The sequence below is a fragment of the Nocardioides sp. ChNu-153 genome (assembly GCF_030466625.1).
Classification (GTDB): domain Bacteria; phylum Actinomycetota; class Actinomycetes; order Propionibacteriales; family Nocardioidaceae; genus Nocardioides.
This window is the reverse complement of the sequence record NZ_JADEVT010000004.1, coordinates 117,838-135,695: the sequence shown is the minus strand read 5'-3', so window position 1 is coordinate 135,695 and position 17,858 is coordinate 117,838. Positions and strand designations below refer to the sequence as shown.

The window sequence follows — 17,858 nt, the reverse complement described above, 5'->3', positions numbered from 1 at the left end:
GTAACAGTTCGATGGAGAACCCCGGATCGGTCGTGGGTGCGCTCCGCGCGCCGTTAGGGTGTCGGCGTCGCGCCCGACCCGGTGGCGCGCACCCGATCTTCAAGAGGAGGCTTCGTGAGGCGCACGAAGTTCACCGCGGCCCTGGCCGTGAGCATCCTGGCCCTGGCCGGCTGCGGTAGCAGCGGCTCGGACGACGGCGACAGCGGCAGCGGCAACGGCGGCGGCGGCGGCGAGGGCGACATCAAGGTCGGCCTGGCCTACGACGTCGGCGGCCGCGGCGACCAGTCCTTCAACGACTCCGCGGCTGCCGGTCTCGACCGCGCGGCCGACGAGTTCAGCATCTCCTCCGACGAGTCGGAGGCCGAGGACGGCGAGGCCGAGGCGGCCCGCGAGGAGCGCCTGCGCACCTTCGCCGAGAACGACTACGACGTGGTCATCGCGGTCGGCTTCGCCTACGCGACCGCCATCGGCGCCGTGGCCCCGGACTACCCGGAGGTCGAGTTCGCCGTCATCGACGACTCGACGAACGAGTTCGACAACGTGACCAACCTGGTCTTCGCCGAGGAGCAGGGCTCGTTCCTGGTCGGCGCCGCGGCCGCCCTCACCAGCGAGTCGAACCACGTCGGCTTCGTCGGCGGCGTGCAGACCCCCCTCATCGAGAAGTTCGAGGCGGGCTACACGGCGGGCGCGCAGGCGGTCAACCCCGACGTGCAGGTCGACGTCACCTACCTGACGCAGCCGCCGGACTTCACCGGCTTCGCCGACCCGGCTCGCGGCAAGACCGCGGCGCAGGGCATGTTCGACGCCGGCGCCGACGTGGTCTACCACGCCGCGGGCGGCTCGGGCGGCGGCGTCTTCGAGGCGGCGCAGGAGGCCGGCGGTCGCGCGATCGGCGTCGACTCCGACCAGTACAACACCGCCGACGAGGCGGTCCGCGACGTGATCCTCACGTCGATGCTGAAGAACGTCGACGTCGCGGTGTACGAGTTCCTCTCGGACATCGACGCCGGCGAGGACCCGAGCGGCACGGTCACCTACGACCTCGAGGCGGACGGCGTGGGCTACTCCACGAGCGGCGACTTCCTCACCCCGGAGGTGATCGAGCAGCTCGAGGGCTTCAAGGAGCAGATCATCGCGGGCGAGATCGAGGTCCCGACCGCCCCGTGACGCACCGGCGCGCCCGCCCCACCCGGGCGGGCGCGTCCGCGTCACCCGTGCCACCATCGTCCGCGCCGGTGCGCGAACGAGACCGGCACCCGTCTCCATCGCAGTGCGAACGGGCCCGTGGACGACCTGGTCGTCCACGGGCCCCTCGCCCGTCCGGAAGGCTCCAGCCTCGTGACCTCGCTCTCCAGGGATGCGTCCGCGGCCACCGGTGAGGTGGCCGTCCGCCTCCGCGGGATCGGCAAGCGGTTCCCCGGCGTCATCGCCAACGACGACATCAACATCGACGTCGCCCGCGGCTCCATCCACGCCGTCGTGGGGGAGAACGGCGCCGGCAAGTCGACCCTCATGAAGATCCTGTACGGCGTGCAGCCGCCCGACTCCGGGACGATCGAGGTGAACGGCACCGAGCTCGCGCTGTCGACGCCGGCCGACGCGATCAAGGCCGGCATCGGCATGGTCTTCCAGCACTTCATGCTGGCCGACAACCTGACGGTGCTCGAGAACGTCGTGCTGGGCGCGGAGTCGCTGCACGGCATCGGCGGGGCGGCCCGGGCGAAGGTCGCGGAGATCTCCGCGGCGTACGGGCTGGGGATCGACCCCGACCGACGGGTGGAGGACCTCGGCGTCGGGGCGCGCCAGCGCGTGGAGATCCTCAAGGTCCTCTACCGCGGCGCCCGCATCATCATCCTCGACGAGCCCACGGCGGTGCTCGTGCCGCAGGAGGTCGACGAGCTGTTCGGCAACCTGCGCGAGCTCAAGCGCGAGGGCCTGTCGGTCATCTTCATCTCCCACAAGCTCGACGAGGTGCTGTCGGTCGCCGACGAGATCACCGTGATCCGGCGCGGCACGACGGTCGCGACCGTCGACCCGCGCTCGGTGACGTCCCGGCAGCTGGCGGAGCTCATGGTCGGCTCCGAGCTGCCCACGCCGCAGACCGAGGCCTCGACGGTCACCGACGAGGTCATGCTGTCCGTGCGCGGGCTCGGCCTGCGCGGCCCGGACGGCCGCGCGGTCCTCGACGACATCTCCTTCGACATCCACCGCGGCGAGATCCTCGGCATCGCAGGCGTCGAGGGCAACGGTCAGTCCGAGCTGGTCGAGGCCGTGATGGGCATGCGCGGTGGCGCCGAGGGCGCCGTCGTGCTGTCGGGTCGCGACATCGCGGGGCTGAGCACCCGGGCGCGGCGCGAGGCCGGCATCGGCTACGTGCCCGAGGACCGCCACCGCCACGGCCTCCTGCTCGACGCCCCGCTGTGGGAGAACCGCGTGCTGGGGCACCAGACCCGCGAGCCCAGCGCCCGCCGCGGCGTCATCCGCCGTCGCGCGGCCCGGGCCGACACCCAGCGCATCATCGACGCGTACGACGTGCGCACCCCCGGCACGGAGGTGCCCGCGCGGGCCCTGTCGGGCGGCAACCAGCAGAAGCTCATCGTCGGGCGCGAGATGAGCGCCGACCCCGTGCTGCTCATCGCGTCGCACCCGACCCGCGGCGTCGACGTCGGCGCCCAGGGCGCCATCTGGGACCACATCAAGCGCGCCCGTCGCGAGGGTCTCGCCGTGCTGCTCATCTCGGCGGACCTCGACGAGCTGATCGGCCTGTCCGACCGCATCGAGGTCGTCCTGCGCGGACGGCTGGTCGGCACCTTCGACCCCTCCGCGGTCACCCCCGAGGAGCTCGGGTCCGCGATGACCGGGGCCGGCGACGCCGCGCCCACCACGACCACCGAGGAGACCCGCGGGTGAACGTGCGACTCACGAAGGTCGCGCTGGCGATCGGGGCCCCGCTCCTCGCCCTGGCGCTGGCCTTCGCCATCACGAGCCTGGTGCTCCTCGCCGCGGGGGACCCCGTGGGGGAGGTGTGGGCGCAGATCATCTCGTGGCCCGAGGCCCGCAACCAGGTCAACATCCTCAACAACGCGACGGTGCTGTTCCTGTCCGGTCTCGCCGTCTCCATCGGCTTCCGGATGAACCTGTTCAACATCGGCGTCGACGGGCAGTACCGGGTGGCGGTCTTCGCCGCGGCGGCGGTCGCCGGCGAGGGCTGGCTGCCCGGCTACCTCAACACCGCGCTGGCCATCGTCTGCGCCATGCTCGCGGGCGCGGCCTGGGCCGGCATCGCGGGCGTGCTCAAGGCGACCCGCGGCGTCAGCGAGGTCATCGCGACCATCATGCTGAACTTCATCGCGACCGCGCTCGTGGCCTACCTGCTCGCGAAGGTCGCCGTGCGCGAGGAGGGCAGCAACGTCATCGGCACCGCGCCGGTGCCGGAGGGCTCCCGCATCCCGGGCATCCAGATGTGGAGCGACATCCCGACCGAGATCTACGGGTTCATCGTCTTCGCCGTGCTCGTGGGGGTGGCCTACTGGTTCACCCTCAACAAGACGCGCTTCGGCTTCGAGCTGCGGGCCACCGGTCGCTCGGCGTCCGCGGCCGTGGCCAGCGGCATCTCGGTGCGGCGCATGACCATCACGACGATGATGCTCTCGGGCGCCGTCGCCGGTCTCGTCGGCCTGCCGATCCTCTTCGGCACGAGCCCGTACAACTACGGCTCGACGTTCCAGTCGGGGCTCGGCTTCGCCGGCATCGCCATCGCCCTGCTGGGTCGCAACCACCCCGTCGGCATCGCCCTGGGCGCCCTGCTCTTCGCGTTCCTCGACGAGCAGTCGAACCCGCTGCAGATCCTCGTGGGCGTCTCTCCCGACATCGTGGCCATCACCCAGGGCGTCATCGTCCTCACCGTGGTCGTCTCCTACGAGCTGGTCCGGCGGTACGGCGCGCGCCTCGAGCAGCGCCGCGTCGCCGCGCAGCTGGCCCGGGAGTCGGCCGCCGCGAAGGATCCGCGCCCCACGACGAAGGAGGCGGCTCGATGAGCACCGTCGACAAGGTCACCGCACGCACGCCGGTCGCCGCCCGCACGCGGCGCTGGCGCTGGGTGCTCGTGGGCGTGCTGGGCGTCCTCCTCGCGCTCTCCCTGCTCCAGGTGGTCACGGGCGCGGACGACCTCACGTCGTCCGGCGCCATCGCGGCGACCCTCATCGCGATCATGCCGATCCTGCTGGCGGGCCTCGGCGGCCTGTGGGCCGAGCGCGCGGGCGTGGTCAACATCGGTCTCGAGGGCATGATGATCCTCGGCACCTACGGCGCGGGCTTCTTCGGCTACCACTACGGGCCCTGGGTCGGCGTGCTCGGCGCCGTGCTCATGGGCGTCCTCGGCGGCCTGGTGCACGCGGTGGCGACCGTCGTCTTCGGCGTCGACCACATCATCTCGGGTGTCGCCATCAACATCATCGCGCTCGGCGCGGTGCAGTACCTGGCGGCGCAGACCTTCACCGACCTGCCCGGTGGCGGCCAGACGCAGTCGCCCAACATCGGCGACGTGCCGGCCATCACCATCGGCCCGCTGAGCGACCTGTTCGGCGACGTCGAGGGCGCGGACATCTTCTTCGTCTCCCAGGTCGCGGCGGTGCTGCGGGCACTCACGACCAACCTCTCGCTGCTGGTCGTGATCGGCTTCCTCCTCGTGCTCGCCACGTGGTGGCTGCTGTGGCGCACCGCGTTCGGCCTGCGGCTGCGCGCCTGCGGCGAGAGCCCGGCGGCGGCCGAGACGCTCGGTGTGGCCGTGCTGCGCTACAAGTTCATCGCCGTCCTCGTCTCGGGCGGCCTCGCCGGCCTCGCCGGCGGGTTCCTCGCCATCGTCGCGTCGAGCAACTACCGCGACGGCCAGACCGGCGGCCGCGGCTACATCGGCCTCGCCGCCATGATCTTCGGCAACTGGCGGCCCGGCGGCCTGCTGGCGGGCTCGGGCCTGTTCGGCTACACGGAGACCCTCGGCCTGCGCCAGGGCGGTACGTCGGTGCACGCGCTGCTGCTGCTCGTGTCCGTCCTGGCCATCGGGTTCGCGCTGTGGCAGCTGCGCCGCGGCACCGCGTCGCGCGTCGGGGTCGCCGCGATGGTGCTCGGCGGGGTCGCGGCCCTCGCGCTCTACCTCGCCATCGACGAGGTGCCGGGCGACTTCACCCGCATGACGCCGTACGTGATCACCCTGCTCGTGCTCGCCGTGGCCTCCCAACGACTGCGAGCCCCGGCGGCGGTGGGCGAGATCTACCGCAAGGGGTCGGCCGGGTGAGCCCGGACGACCCGCACGGGGCAGCGGGGGCGGACGGGCCGTCGTACCCGACCGGGGAGGAGTGGGCCGAGCTGCGGGCCGCGGCGCACGACGCGGCCGGGCGGGCGTACGCGCCGTACTCGGGCTACGCGGTGGGTGCCGCGGCGATCGTGGACGACGGGCGGCTCGTCACGGGCTGCAACGTCGAGAACGCCTCCTACGGCGTCGGCCTGTGCGCGGAGTGCGGCCTCGTCTCGCAGCTGCACCTCACGGGCGGCGGCATCCTGCGGCGCTTCGTCTGCGTCAACGGAGCGGGCGAGGTGATCATGCCGTGCGGCCGCTGCCGCCAGCTGCTGTTCGAGAACGGCGGGCGGGACCTGGTCCTGCTCACCGTGTCCGGTGCCCGCACGATGGACGAGGTCCTGCCTGATGCCTTCGGTCCCGACGACCTCGCTTGACCTGACCTCGGCCGCGCTGGTCGAGGACCCCTACCCCCTGCTCGCCGCCGAGCGCGAGCGCCACCCGGTGGCGTGGCACGAGGAGCGGGGCACCTGGCTCGCCTTCGACCACGCCGCCGTCGGCGCGGTGCTGCGCAACCGGCGGCTCGGGCGGATCTGGCGCGACCGGGAGCCGGCGGCCTACCTCGAGCCGTTCAACCTGCTCCACCGCAACCAGATGATGGAGAACGAGCCGCCCGACCACACGCGGCTGCGTCGGCTGGTCGCCGGCGCCTTCGCCCGCGGCCACGTCGAGCGGCTGCGCCCGCGGGTGCGCGAGCTCGCCGCGTCGCTGCTGGACGAGGTCGACCCGGCCGCCGGGTTCGACGTCATCGGCGCCTACGCCGAGCCGCTGCCCGTGCTCGTCATCGCCGAGCTGCTCGGGGTGCCCGTCGAGCTGGCCCCCGACCTGCGCGACTGGTCGCAGGCCATCGTCCGGATGTACGAGCCCGCCCCCGACGAGGCCACGCAGGCCGCGGCCGTCGCGGCCGCCGACGCGTTCGCCGGGGCGGTGCTCGAGCTCGCCCGCGACCGGGCGTCGAGCCCGCGCGACGACCTGCTGAGCGACCTCGTCGCGGCCCGCGAGGGCACGCAGCGGCTCAGCGAGGACGAGGTCGTCGCCTCCGCCGTGCTGCTGCTGAACGCCGGCCACGAGGCGTCCGTCAACGTCTTCGGCAACGGGCTGGTCGCGCTGCTGCGCTCGCCCGCGGCCGACGGGGTGCGTACGGCGGCCCGCGCGGGCGACGTGTCCGGCGTACCGACGCTGGTGGAGGAGATGCTGCGCTTCGACTCCGCCCTCCACCTCTTCGAGCGCACGGCGACGCAGGACGTCGAGGTGGCGGGCGTCCGGGTGGAGGAGGGCCAGCGGATCGCGGCGCTCCTCGGCTCCGCCAACCGCGACCCCGCCGTCTTCGCCGAGGCCGACGTCTTCGACCCCGCGCGGGACCCCAACCCCCACGTCGCGTTCGGGGCGGGCCTGCACTTCTGCCTCGGTGCGCCCCTGGCGCGCATGGAGCTGACCGAGTCGCTCGGCCTCCTGCTGACCCGGCTGCCGTCGCTGGAGCTGGCGGGCGAGCCGGAGTCGCGGGGCACCTTCGTGCTCCGCGGCTACGAGTCGGTCACGGTCGCGACCGCCGGCTCGGCGACGGCGACCGAGGGTGCGTAGGGTGCGACGGTGAGCAGCGCACACGACGTCATCGAGGTCATCACCACCAAGCGCGACCGCGGCGCGCTGAGCGACAGCCAGATCGACTGGGTGGTCGACGCCTACACGCGCGGCGCGGTGGCGGACGAGCAGATGTCGGCGCTGGCGATGGCGATCCTCCTCAACGGCATGGACCGCCGCGAGATCGCCCGCTGGACCGGCGCGATGATCGCCTCGGGGGAGCGGATGGACTTCTCGTCGCTGTCGCGACCGACCAGCGACAAGCACTCGACCGGTGGCGTCGGCGACAAGATCACGCTGCCGCTCGCCCCCCTCGTGGCCGCCTGCGGCGTCGCCGTCCCGCAGCTGTCGGGCCGCGGGCTGGGGCACACGGGCGGCACGCTCGACAAGCTGGAGGCGATCCCGGGCTGGCGCGCCTCGCTGTCGAACGAGGAGATGCTGGCGCAGCTGGAGTCGGTCGGCGCCGTCATCTGCGCCGCGGGCGACGGCCTGGCCCCCGCCGACAAGAAGCTGTACGCGCTGCGCGACGTGACCGGCACGGTCGAGGCGATCCCGCTCATCGCCAGCTCGATCATGAGCAAGAAGATCGCCGAGGGCACCGGTGCGCTCGTGCTCGACGTCAAGGTCGGCAGCGGGGCGTTCATGAAGTCGGTCGAGCGCGCCCGCGAGCTCGCCGAGACGATGGTGGCCCTGGGCACGGACGCGGGCGTCCGCACGGTCGCGCTCCTCACCGACATGAGCACGCCGCTGGGCCGCACCGCCGGCAACGCGATCGAGGTCGCCGAGTCGGTCGAGGTGCTGGCCGGCGGCGGTCCCGCGGACGTCGTCGAGCTCACCGTGGCGCTCGCCCGCGAGATGCTGCTGGCCGCGGGCGTCGACGACGTGGACCCCGCCGACCGGCTCGCCGACGGCTCCGCGATGGACGTGTGGCGGGCCATGATCTCCGCCCAGGGCGGCGACCCCGACGCCCCGCTGCCGATCGCGCGGGAGCAGCACGTCGTCGCTGCGCCGCGCTCCGGCACGCTGACCCGCCTCGACGCGATGGCCGTCGGCCTGGCGGCCTGGCGCCTCGGCGCGGGCCGCGAGCGCAAGGAGGACCCGGTGCAGGCCGGCGCCGGCGTCGTCTGGCACGCCCGCCCCGGCGACCGCGTCGAGGAGGGTGCGCCGCTGTTCACGCTCCTCACCGACACCCCGGAGCGCTTCGACCGCGCGCTGGCCGCCCTGGAGGGCGGGTACGACGTGGGGGACGGCCCGTTCGACCCGTCTCCCCTCGTCATCGACCGCATCGCCTGAGGCGCGCCGCCCGAGCCGCTCCGCCCGAGTGGCGCGGCCCGAGCAGGTCAGTCCTGCTCGGGCAGGCGCCCGGCGCGGCTCAGCGCCTCCCGCAGGGCCATCTCGATCTGGGCGTTCGTCGAGCGCATCTCGTCGGCCGCCCAGCGCCGGAGGGCGTCGGCGACCCGGGGGTCGATGCGGAGCAGGATCTGCGCCCGCTCGCGCTTGCCGGACGGCTCGCGAGGCACGGTGTCCGCCGACTCAGCTGTAGAGCGAGCCGACGTTGACGACCGGCTGCACGCCCGCGCCGCCGACGATGACGGTGAGCAGGTTCGAGGTCATCGCCGCCCGCCGCTCGGGGTCGAGGGCGATGTCGGTGTCCTCCTCGAGCCGGGCCAGGGCGTCGCCGACGATGCCGACGGCGCCGTCGATGACGACGCGCCGGGCGTCGAGCACGGCCTGGGCCTGCTGGCGCTGCAGCATGGCCCCGGCGATCTCCGAGGCGTAGGAGAGGTTCGACAGCCGCACCTCCAGCACGTCGAGCCCGGCCAGGTGCACCCGGGCGTTGACCTCCTCGGCGAGCTCGTCCGCCACCTTCTCGCCGTCCTCGCGCAGGGTGACCTCGTCGCCGTCGACCGGCAGGGCCTCGTCGTCGGCCAGCTCGGGCGAGACGATCGCGGCGATGCGCTCGGTCTGGTGGTCGTAGGGGTGGCGGGCGACGACCTGGCGCAGCGCCGACTCGGCCTGGCTCTCGATGAAGTCGCGGTAGTCGTCGACGGCGAAGTGGGCCTTCGCGGTGTCCTTCACCTGCCACACGACGATCGCCGACACCTGCACCGGCGAGCCGTTGCGCTCGTTGACCTTGAGCGTCTCGGTCTCGAAGTTCAGCACCCGCACCGGCACCTTCGGGCGCAGCGTGAACGGCACCGTCCACGCCAGGCCCGTCCGGCGGATCGTGCCGAGGTAGTTGCCGAAGAAGACGACCACCCGGGTCTCGCCCGGCGCGACGACGGCGAACCCGGTCGACACGACGAGCGCGGCCAGGAGCACCAGGGCGCCCAGCCCGGTGAGCGCGGCACCGGCGACGCCCGGGTCGTCGGCGAGCCGGACCAGCCCGGCGACGAGTGCCGCCGTACCGCCCGCCAGCATCAGCACGAACAGCGCCAGCACCGGCCAGCCGCCGACGGCCGGGCTGCGCCGCTCGTCGATGTCCAGCCGCGTCTCGTCCTCGGTGATCGCCATGGTCGTCCCCCTCCCGGCCGGCGTCCGTCGCCGGCCCTCAAGGAGAATGTAGCAGAGTGATATCACTTTGCTAGTTCCCCGTGGCGGGCGAGGAGGTCAGGGCAGGAGGAGGACGACGGTCTCGGCCACGCACGCGGGCTTGGCCTCGCCCTCGATCTCGATCGTGTAGCGCAGCAGTGCCTGCTTGCCGGCCGGCAGGTCGGCCACGTCGCCGAGCGCGACGTGGGCCCGCACGCGGCGTCCGACCAGCAGCGGCTGGGGGAAGCGCACCTTGTTCACGCCGTAGTTGAGCTTGGCGCCGGGGGTCTCGAACGCGAAGACCAGGCTGCCGAGCCACGGAACGAGGGAGAGGGTGAGGTAGCCGTGGGCGATGGTGCCGCCGAACGGCCCCGCCGCCGCGCGCTCGGCGTCGACGTGGATCCACTGGTGGTCCCCGGTGGCCTCGGCGAAGGTGTCGACCCGCTGCTGGTCGATGGTGACCCACTCGGAGGTGCCGAGTTCCTCGCCGGCGGCGGCGGCGACCTCGTCGAGCGTGGTGAACGTGCGCATGGTGACTCCTGTCGGCGGTGGTGCGGGCGGGTACGGGCGGGCGTGGGGCGGGGTCGTGCGTCGATTCCCGCTCGGGACCCTAGCGGCTGAGAGGATGAGCCATGGCCGAGACCACACCCCCCTCCGCCCCCGCCCCGCTGACCCGGGAGCTGGTGCGCCGCGCCCCCAAGGTGCTGCTCCACGATCACCTCGACGGCGGCCTGCGCCCCGCCACGATCGTCGACCTCGCCGCCGAGATCGGTCACGAGCTGCCGGCCGGCGACCCCGCCGGTCTCGCCGACTGGTTCGCCGAGTCGGCCGACTCCGGCTCGCTGGTGCGCTACCTCGAGACCTTCCGCCACACGGTGGCGGTGATGCAGCGCCGCGACGCGATCACCCGCATCGCCCGGGAGTGCGTCGAGGACCTGTCCGAGGACGGCGTCGTGTACGCCGAGATCCGCTACGCGCCCGAGCTGATGACGGAGCAGGGCCTCACGCCCGACGACGTCGTCGCCGCGGTGCAGGCGGGCTTCGACGAGGGCATGGCGCTCGCGGCCGAGGCCGGGCGCCCGATCGTCGCCCGCCAGATCCTCACCGCCATGCGGCACCAGGCGATGTCGCGGGAGATCGCCGAGCTGGCCGTCGCGTGGCGCGACCGGGGCGTCACCGGGTTCGACATCGCGGGCGCCGAGGCCGGCTACCCGCCCACCCGCCACCTCGACGCGTTCGAGTACCTGCGCCGCGAGAACGCGCACTTCACCATCCACGCCGGCGAGGCCTTCGGGCTGCCGTCGATCTGGGAGGCGCTGCAGTGGTGCGGCGCCGACCGCCTCGGCCACGGCGTCCGGATCATCGACGACGTCGAGGTCGGCCCCGACGGCCAGGTGCGCCTGGGCCGGCTCGCGAGCTACGTGCGCGACAAGCGCATCCCGCTCGAGATGTGCCCGAGCTCCAACGTGCAGACGGGCGCCGCGTCGTCGATCGCCGAGCACCCCATCCGACTGCTCGCCGACCTGCGCTTCCGGGTCACGGTCAACACCGACAACCGGCTCATGAGCCGCACGTCGATGACCGAGGAGATGTGGCTGCTGCACACGGAAGCCGGCTTCGACCTCGGCCGGCTCGAGTGGCTGACGACGAACGCCATGAAGTCGGCGTTCACCCACTACGACAAGCGGTACGCGCTCATCACCGAGGTCATCAAGCCCGGGTACGCGGCACTGCGGTGACGCCGGCCCGGCGGCGCGCCAGGGGGAGGGCGCGCCGTACCGGGGCCCGGCGGGGATCACCACCGGCGGTGAGCGTCGGCAGCACGCCGCCCCACACGTGCGGCCACCCCAGCGCGCGGGCCTCGCTGCGGGTGACCTCCCCGCGGGTGACGCGCACCGTGCCGCCGCGCCCGGGCTGGTAGGCCACGAGGTGGTCGTCGGCCGCGTCGAGCACGAGCACGACGTGGCGCGGCAGGAGGCGGGTGCCGACGTAGAGCGGCACCGGGTGCCCCGCGTCGAGCGCCGCGGTCATCCGCTCCCAGAAGTCGTCGCCGCGCGGGGTCCAGGCGTACGTCGTGCCCGGCCGCCCCGAGACCAGCCGCAGGTGCCGCGCGAGGGCCCAGGGCGCCGTACCGAGCCGGGTCGGCCACGGCACCTGCGTCTCGCCCGCGAGACGGGCGCCGGCCGTCACCCGCTGCACGGCGAGCGCCTCGGCGTGCAGCCGGGGGAGGAGGTCGGCGTCGCCGAGCACCGCGGCGGCGTACGCCGGGGAGTGGTGCAGGTGGGCGGCCACCAGGCAGCAGGACCCGCAGGTCGTGCCGTCGGGCTGGCGGAACAGCTCCAGCGCCGCCCCGAGCGACGACCGCGCCGCCGGCGGGCGGGAGTCGGTGGCCGCGACGAGGTCGCGCAGGGCCGCGAACGCGTCGTGCGTGGAGGCCGGCGTCGCGCCCCGCGCCACCGCGTGGGCGACCACGTCGCGCTGGGCGCGGGCCAGCGCCATGCCCCGACGCAGCAGCACCAGCGGCGGCTTGCGCCGCTCGTGCAGGTCGCGGGTGAGGCGCCGCCAGAAGGTGACGGCGGGCGGCTGGGTGAGGCAGTACGCCGCGGCCAGCAGCCCCCGCTCGGCGCAGGCGGCGATGACGTCGGCGGCGAAGATCCCCTCCGCCACGAAGAGGGGCGACCCGCCGAGGTCGAGCACCCGGGAGCCCGTGCGCCCGTTCGCCGCGATCTCGTAGACGGGCACCTCGGCCCGCCCGTCGCGGCACAGGGCCTCCAGGGCGGCCATGGCGTCGTCGGGCAGCCACGAGTCGGGGTGGTCCCAGTCGACGAGGCCGGCGTTCGCGCCCTCGGTGATGTGCGGCAGGGCGGGGTCGTCACCGTCGCGGTAGAAGTCGTCGAGCCGGAGGACGGGCAGACCCAGGCGCTCGGCCAGGCGCGACTTGCCCGACCCGGAGGGACCGGCGAGCACGACGACCCGGGCGGACGGGGGAGCGGTGGTCACGGGCGGGCGGTGCGGGGGCGGAGGGGTGGTCGGCCGGTCGTCGTCGGTCGGCGCGACTCAGTAGGAGCCGGTGGACGGGCCGCCGCCGAGCAGCGCGCGGCTGCCGGAGACCCCGAGGCGCGTCGCGCCCGCGGCGACCATGGCCCGCGCCTGCTCCAGGGTCCGCACGCCGCCGGACGCCTTCACGCCGACGCCCGGGCCGACGGTCTCGGCCATCAGCCGGACCGCGTGCTCCGTGGCCCCGCCGGAGGGGTGGAAGCCGGTCGAGGTCTTCACGAAGTCGGCGCCCACGCCGGCCGCGACGGTGCAGACCGCGACGATGGCGTCGTCGGGCAGGGCCGCCGACTCGATGATGACCTTGAGCACGGTGGGGGCGGGCACGGCGGCCCGCACGGCCGCGATGTCGGCCCGCACGTCGTCGTACCGGCCCTCGATCGCCGCGCCGACGTCGATGACCATGTCGACCTCGTCGGCGCCGTTGGCGACGGCCTCGGCCGCCTCCGCGGCCTTCACGGTCGAGGTGTGCTTGCCGCTGGGGAAGCCGCAGACGACGGCGACGGCCAGGTCCGCGGGCACCTCGAGGGGGAGCATCGAGGGGGAGACGCAGACCGAGTAGGTGCCCAGCTCGGCGGCCTCGGCCACGAGCGCGTCGACGTCGGCGCGCGTCGCCTCCGGCTTGAGCAGCGTGTGGTCGATGAGGCGGGCGATCTCGGCGGGGCTCGCGGCGGGGGTCTCGGCGGTCACCGGGTCAGCATAGGTGCCCGCGCCGTCGGCCCCGCCGGTCGGGCGCTCAGAGCCCCGCGGCCTCGCGGACGCCCTGCTTGAGCGCGTCGAGACGCTGCGTCGCGACGATCCGGGCGGCCGCGACGCCGTCGCCGGCCCCCTCCTCGACGGGGACGACGACCTCGAGGTAGCACTTGATCTTCGGCTCCGTGCCGCTCGGGCGGACGATGACGCGCGCGCCGTCGGCGAGCCGGTAGCGCAGGCCGTCGGTGGGCGGCAGCTCCGCCGTACCGAGGGACAGGTCGGTGGCCTCGAGCACGGCCAGCCCGCCCAGCTCGACCGGCGGGGTGGTGCGCAGGCGCGCCATCGCGTCGCGGATGACGGCCAGGTCCGCGACCCGCACGGAGAGCTGGTCGGTGGCGTGCAGCCCGTGGGTGCGGGCCAGGTCGTCCAGCGCGTCGAGCAGCGTGCGGCCCTCGGCCTTGAGCGCTGCGGCGAGCTCGCAGAGCAGGAGCAGGGCCGAGACGCCGTCCTTGTCGCGCACCGACGACGGGTCGACGCAGTAGCCCAGCGCCTCCTCGTAGCCGTAGGCGAGCCCCTCGAGCCGGCCGATCCACTTGAAGCCGGTGAGCGTCTCGGCGTGCGGCTGGCCCGCGGCGGCCGCGATCTTGCCCAGCAGCGACGACGAGACGATCGAGCACGCGAAGACGCCCTCGACGCCGCGGGAGAGCAGGTGGGCGGCCAGCAGGGCGCCGACCTCGTCGCCGCGCAGCATGCGCCACGAGCCGGAGCCGGTGCCCGGCACGGGTACGGCGGCGGCGCAGCGGTCGGCGTCGGGGTCGTTGGCCACGACGAGGTCCGCGCCGACGCGCACGGCGAGGTCGAGGGCCAGGTCCATGGCGCCCGGCTCTTCCGGGTTGGGGAACGCCACCGTCGGGAACGCGCCGTCGGGCTCCTCCTGCGCCTCCACCACCGACGGCTCGTCGAAGCCGGCGGTCTCGAGCACCTGGCGCACGGGGACGCCGCCGACGCCGTGCAGCGGCGTGTAGACGATCCGCAGGTCGCGCGGGCCGTCGTCGGGCAGCTGCGCGACCGTGTCGAGGTAGCGGTCCACGACGGCGTCGTCGAGCACCCGGCCGGGGCCCCCGCGCGGCACGTCGGCGAGCGCCCCGACCCGGTCGATCTCGGCCGCGATGCCGCTGTCGGCGGGCGGCACGATCTGCGAGCCGTCGCCGAGGTAGACCTTGTAGCCGTTGTCCTCCGGCGGGTTGTGGCTCGCCGTGACCATCACGCCCGCGACGCAGCCGAGCTCGCGGATCGCGTACGCCAGCAGCGGGGTCGGCAGGGGGCGCGGCAGCAGGAGCGCCTTGAGGCCGGCGCCCGTCACCACCTCCGCGGTGTCCCGGGCGAACACGTCGGAGTTGCGGCGCGCGTCGTACCCGATGACGACCGAGTCCTCGTTGCTGGCGCCGTTGGCCCGCAGGTACGCCGCCAGGCCCGCAGCGGCGCGCAGCACGACGACGCGGTTCATGCGGTTGGGTCCTGCGCCCAGGGCGCCGCGCAGGCCCGCCGTACCGAACTCCAGCGTGCCGTCGAAGCGGTCCGCGAGGTCGGCGGTGGCCGCGGCGTCGCCCTGCTCCGCGGCGTCCAGGACGCCGGCGAGCTCGGCGCGGGTCGCCTCGTCGGGGTCCTCGGCCATCCAGGCCCGGGCCCGGTCGGCGAGGTCGGTGGGGAGCGGCGTCGTCATGGGCGGCACGGTAGCCGGTGCCAGGATGGGCCGGTGCCCTCCTCGACACCCGGTCCCGAGCTCGCCGCCCTCCAGGCCGCCCACGAGGCGCGCCTGGCGGAGGTGGACCCGCTCGTGCGGGTCGCGGAGCTGCCGGAGGGGCGGGTGCTGGTCGACGGCGATGTCGGCGCCGTCGCCACCACGACGACCACCGACTCGCTGTGGGTCGCCCGGCGGAGCCACGCCCTGCACGTGCGCGCCGCGGCCCCTGACGGCGCGGCCTGGGGGCGGGTGCTCGACGCCTGGCTCGCGGAGCTGGCCGGCGACCCGGCCGCCACCGACGACGAGACCGCGGCCGCGGTGACGCTGGCCAGCCGCGACTCCGCCCTCGTGGCGCCGCTCGTGCGGCGCCACTTCGGGCCGGCCTCGGTCCTCGCCGTGCGGATCCTGGACCGGCCCGACCCGGCGGGCTGGCGCACGCCGCCCGACGGGGTGGTGGTGCGGCCGGCCGGCGAGGCGGACGTGCCCTGGCTCCTCGAGCGGACTCTCGACCTGCACCGCTGGGAGACCCGGTTCGGCTCCGTGCCGGAGCGTCCGGACGCCCGGGCCTCGCTGGCCCCCGAGCTCGCGGAGGCGCTGGCACGGGACGAGGGGTGGACGTGGGTCGCGGAGGTCGACGGCTCGCCGCTGGCCTTCTGCCAGGTCAACCCGCCCGAGCCCGCCGCGTGGGCGACCGGGGCCACGTGGCTCGCCCCGGCCGGCTACCTCGTGGGGGCGTACGTCGACCCCGCCCACCGCTCGGCGGGCCTCGGGCGGGTGCTCGCCGCGACCGCGCACGCCCGCGCCGTGGACGAGGGTTGGGCCGCCCTGCTGCTGCACCACGCCGGCGTCAGCCCGTGGTCCGCGCCCTTCTGGGCGTCGGTGGGCTACCGGCCGCTGCTCACGACGTGGCAGCGGCGCCCGGCGCTGCGTCCCGGGCGGGAGGGCTGAGGCGTGGGCGCCTACGTGTTCACCGAGCGGTGGCACCTGCCGCACGCCCCGGAGCGGGTGGCGGCGGTGCTGGGCGACGTCGAGGGGTACGCCGCGTGGTGGCCGCAGGTGCGCGCCGTCGTCCCGCGCGGCCCTGACGACGCGGACGTCGTCGCCCGCTCGACCCTGCCCTACGAGCTCCGCCTGCACCTGCACGCCCGCGTCCGCGAGCCCGACCTGCTCGCCGTGGACGTCGACGGCGACCTCCGGGGCGAGGCGCGGTTCGCGCTCACCCCGGAGGCTGCGGTCGGTGGCGGCCCGGGGTGCCGGGTGGACTACCACCAGGAGGTCGACCTGGCCGGGCGGCCCGGGCGGGTGCCCGCCCCGCTCGTGCGCCTGGCCGACCCGCTGCTGCGGTGGAACCACCACCGGATGATGGAGGGCTGCCGACGGGGCCTGCTGGGACGCCTGTCGGGGACGGACGCGGCCTGAGCCGTCAGGCGTCGATGGTGGACATGTCGCCGTACCGCTGGCCCACGACGGCGTCGCGGGGGACGGCGGCCTCGAGCTCGGCGACGAGGTCGGGGGTCAGGTCGACGGACAGCGCGGCGGTGTTCTCCTCCAGGTAGCGGACCCGCTTCGTGCCCGGGATCGGCGCGACGCCCACCTCGGGGCCCGAGCGGGCGAGCACCCAGGCGAGCGCGAGCTGGCCGGGGGTGCACCCCAGGCGCTCCGCGACCTCCCGGACGCGGGCGACGAGCACCAGGTTGGCGTCGAGCGCGCCGTCGGCGAAGCGGGGGAAGTAGCCCGAGCGCCGGGAGTCGTCCGCCGGCAGGTCGTCGGGGCGCGCGATGGTGCCGGTCAGCAGGCCGCGGCCGAGGGGGGAGTAGGGCACGAGGCCGATGCCGAGCTCGGCCAGGACCGGCCACACGGTGTCCTCGAGGTCGCGGGTGAAGAGGGAGTACTCGCTCTGCAGCGCGGTGATCGGGTGCACGGCGTGGGCGCGGCGGATGGTCTCGGCGCCCGCCTCGGACAGGCCCAGGAAGCGGACCTTGCCGGCCTCGACGAGCTCCTTCATGGCGCCGACGGTCTCCTCGATCGGCACGGAGAAGTCGACGCGGTGCTGGTAGTAGAGGTCGATGTGGTCGACGCCGAGGCGCTGCAGGGAGGCGTCGCAGGCGGCGCGGACGTACTCCGGGCGGCCGTTCACGCCGAGCCCGGTGCCGTCGGGGAGACGCTCGTTGCCGAACTTCGTGGCCAGCTGCACGGCGTCGCGCGGCTGGGGCGCGGAGGCCAGGGCGGCGCCGACGAGCTGCTCGTTGGTGAAGGGGCCGTACATGTCGGCCGTGTCGAGGAACGTGACGCCGAGGTCGAGCGCGCGGTGGATGGTGCGCGTCGCCTCGGCCTCGTCGCCGGTGCCGTAGAACTCCGACATGCCCATGCAGCCCAGGCCGAGGGCGGAGACGGTCAGGGGCGCGGCGGTGCCCAAGGTGGTGAGGGGCGGCGTGGTGGTGGACGGGGTGGTGTTGTCGCTCATGTCCTCCAGTGAAGACCTTCGAGCGCGCTCGAGGTCAAGCGTCCTGCTCGAGCCGGTCGACGTAGATGCCGATCTTGCGGTCGATGGCGCCGAGGTGCTCGGTGGTCTCCGCGAGCTGGCGGAGCACGGCACGGCGGTGGGTGCGCAGCAGCTCGAGCCGCTCGGCCTCGTTGCCGTCGCCGGCGCGCACCAGGTCGGCGTAGCGCCGCACCTCCCGCACGGGCATCCCGGTCGAGCGCAGCCGGGTCACCATCTCGATCCAGCGCAGGTCCTCGGGCCCGTAGCGGCGGTGCCCGGTGCTGGCCCGCCCGACGGGCACGAGCATCAGCCCGTCGCGCTCGTAGTAGCGCAACGTGTGGGTGGTCAGGCCGCTCAGGGCGGCCGCCTCCGCGATCGAGTACGACGTGCTGGTCTCCGGCAGGGCGCTCACCGGCCCA

The 17,858-nt window shown here is 74.5% G+C and carries 18 protein-coding genes; 10 read left to right on the top strand and 8 right to left on the bottom strand.

The window, feature by feature from the left end; translation table 11 throughout:
• Positions 1–114 precede the first annotated feature (114 nt).
• The 7 genes from INN71_RS08150 (at position 115) to INN71_RS08120 (ending at position 8,227) form a co-directional block, all read left to right on the top strand.
• Entirely contained in the window at positions 115–1,167 is a 1,053-nt protein-coding gene (locus INN71_RS08150; protein WP_277500188.1) for a BMP family protein, read from the top strand.
• 171 nt (positions 1,168–1,338) lie between these two features.
• On the top strand, positions 1,339–2,910 hold the full coding sequence (locus INN71_RS08145) for an ABC transporter ATP-binding protein (protein ID WP_277500187.1): 1,572 nt from the start codon (positions 1,339–1,341) through the stop codon (positions 2,908–2,910).
• The gene (locus INN71_RS08140) at positions 2,907–4,037 is read left to right on the top strand and encodes an ABC transporter permease (protein ID WP_277500186.1); all 1,131 of its coding nucleotides are present in this window, start codon (positions 2,907–2,909) and stop codon (positions 4,035–4,037) included. The genes INN71_RS08145 and INN71_RS08140 overlap by 4 nt, the downstream gene beginning before the upstream one ends.
• Complete coding sequence (locus INN71_RS08135) at positions 4,034–5,293, top strand: ABC transporter permease (protein ID WP_277500185.1); 1,260 nt, start codon at positions 4,034–4,036, stop codon at positions 5,291–5,293. The genes INN71_RS08140 and INN71_RS08135 overlap by 4 nt, the downstream gene beginning before the upstream one ends.
• A 71-nt stretch (positions 5,294–5,364) precedes the next feature.
• On the top strand, positions 5,365–5,730 hold the full coding sequence (locus INN71_RS08130) for a cytidine deaminase (RefSeq protein WP_277500202.1): 366 nt from the start codon (positions 5,365–5,367) through the stop codon (positions 5,728–5,730).
• Positions 5,702–6,934, top strand: a complete 1,233-nt coding sequence (locus tag INN71_RS08125) for a cytochrome P450 (RefSeq protein WP_277500184.1) — start codon at positions 5,702–5,704, stop codon at positions 6,932–6,934. Before INN71_RS08130 ends, INN71_RS08125 begins: the two co-directional genes overlap by 29 nt.
• A 9-nt stretch (positions 6,935–6,943) precedes the next feature.
• The gene (locus INN71_RS08120) at positions 6,944–8,227 is read left to right on the top strand and encodes a thymidine phosphorylase (protein ID WP_277500183.1); all 1,284 of its coding nucleotides are present in this window, start codon (positions 6,944–6,946) and stop codon (positions 8,225–8,227) included.
• 47 nt (positions 8,228–8,274) lie between these two features.
• Here INN71_RS08120 and INN71_RS08115 read toward each other — a convergent pair whose 3' ends face one another.
• From INN71_RS08115 to INN71_RS08105, 3 genes are all read right to left on the bottom strand, one after another.
• Positions 8,275–8,454 (bottom strand): hypothetical protein, encoded by a 180-nt coding sequence (locus INN71_RS08115; protein WP_277500182.1) that lies wholly within the window; start codon positions 8,452–8,454, stop codon positions 8,275–8,277.
• 13 nt (positions 8,455–8,467) lie between these two features.
• Positions 8,468–9,448 carry an SPFH domain-containing protein gene (locus INN71_RS08110; RefSeq protein ID WP_277500180.1) on the bottom strand — a complete coding sequence of 327 codons (981 nt, stop codon included), beginning with the start codon at positions 9,446–9,448 and terminating at the stop codon, positions 8,468–8,470.
• A 96-nt stretch (positions 9,449–9,544) separates the two neighbouring features.
• On the bottom strand, positions 9,545–9,997 hold the full coding sequence (locus INN71_RS08105; protein ID WP_277500179.1) for a MaoC family dehydratase: 453 nt from the start codon (positions 9,995–9,997) through the stop codon (positions 9,545–9,547).
• Positions 9,998–10,098: 101 nt separating this feature from the next.
• Here INN71_RS08105 and INN71_RS08100 point away from each other — a divergent pair, with 101 nt between their 5' ends.
• Positions 10,099–11,205: an adenosine deaminase gene (locus INN71_RS08100; RefSeq protein ID WP_277500178.1), complete on the top strand. Its 1,107-nt coding sequence runs from the start codon at positions 10,099–10,101 to the stop codon at positions 11,203–11,205.
• Here the strand turns inward: INN71_RS08100 and INN71_RS08095 are convergent.
• Genes INN71_RS08095 through INN71_RS08085 form a run of 3 tightly spaced genes read right to left on the bottom strand, consistent with a single transcriptional unit; the run spans position 11,177 to position 14,936 of the window.
• Positions 11,177–12,466 carry a hypothetical protein gene (locus INN71_RS08095; RefSeq protein WP_277500177.1) on the bottom strand — a complete coding sequence of 430 codons (1,290 nt, stop codon included), beginning with the start codon at positions 12,464–12,466 and terminating at the stop codon, positions 11,177–11,179. The genes INN71_RS08100 and INN71_RS08095 overlap by 29 nt on opposite strands.
• Before the next feature lie 57 nt (positions 12,467–12,523).
• Complete coding sequence (deoC, locus tag INN71_RS08090; protein ID WP_277500176.1) at positions 12,524–13,210, bottom strand: deoxyribose-phosphate aldolase; 687 nt, start codon at positions 13,208–13,210, stop codon at positions 12,524–12,526.
• A 46-nt stretch (positions 13,211–13,256) separates the two neighbouring features.
• Positions 13,257–14,936, bottom strand: a complete 1,680-nt coding sequence (locus INN71_RS08085) for a phospho-sugar mutase (RefSeq protein ID WP_277500175.1) — start codon at positions 14,934–14,936, stop codon at positions 13,257–13,259.
• Between the two features lie 33 nt (positions 14,937–14,969).
• Between INN71_RS08085 and INN71_RS08080 the strand changes: the two genes are divergently transcribed.
• Entirely contained in the window at positions 14,970–15,905 is a 936-nt protein-coding gene (locus tag INN71_RS08080; RefSeq protein WP_277500174.1) for a GNAT family N-acetyltransferase, read from the top strand.
• Between the two features lie 3 nt (positions 15,906–15,908).
• The gene (locus INN71_RS08075; protein WP_277500173.1) at positions 15,909–16,376 is read left to right on the top strand and encodes an SRPBCC family protein; all 468 of its coding nucleotides are present in this window, start codon (positions 15,909–15,911) and stop codon (positions 16,374–16,376) included.
• Positions 16,377–16,380: 4 nt separating this feature from the next.
• Here INN71_RS08075 and INN71_RS08070 read toward each other — a convergent pair whose 3' ends face one another.
• Both INN71_RS08070 and INN71_RS08065 read right to left on the bottom strand, forming a co-directional pair.
• Entirely contained in the window at positions 16,381–17,421 is a 1,041-nt protein-coding gene (locus INN71_RS08070; protein WP_277500172.1) for an aldo/keto reductase, read from the bottom strand.
• Positions 17,422–17,455: 34 nt separating this feature from the next.
• Complete coding sequence (locus INN71_RS08065; protein ID WP_277500171.1) at positions 17,456–17,851, bottom strand: MerR family transcriptional regulator; 396 nt, start codon at positions 17,849–17,851, stop codon at positions 17,456–17,458.
• Positions 17,852–17,858: the final 7 nt, after the last annotated feature.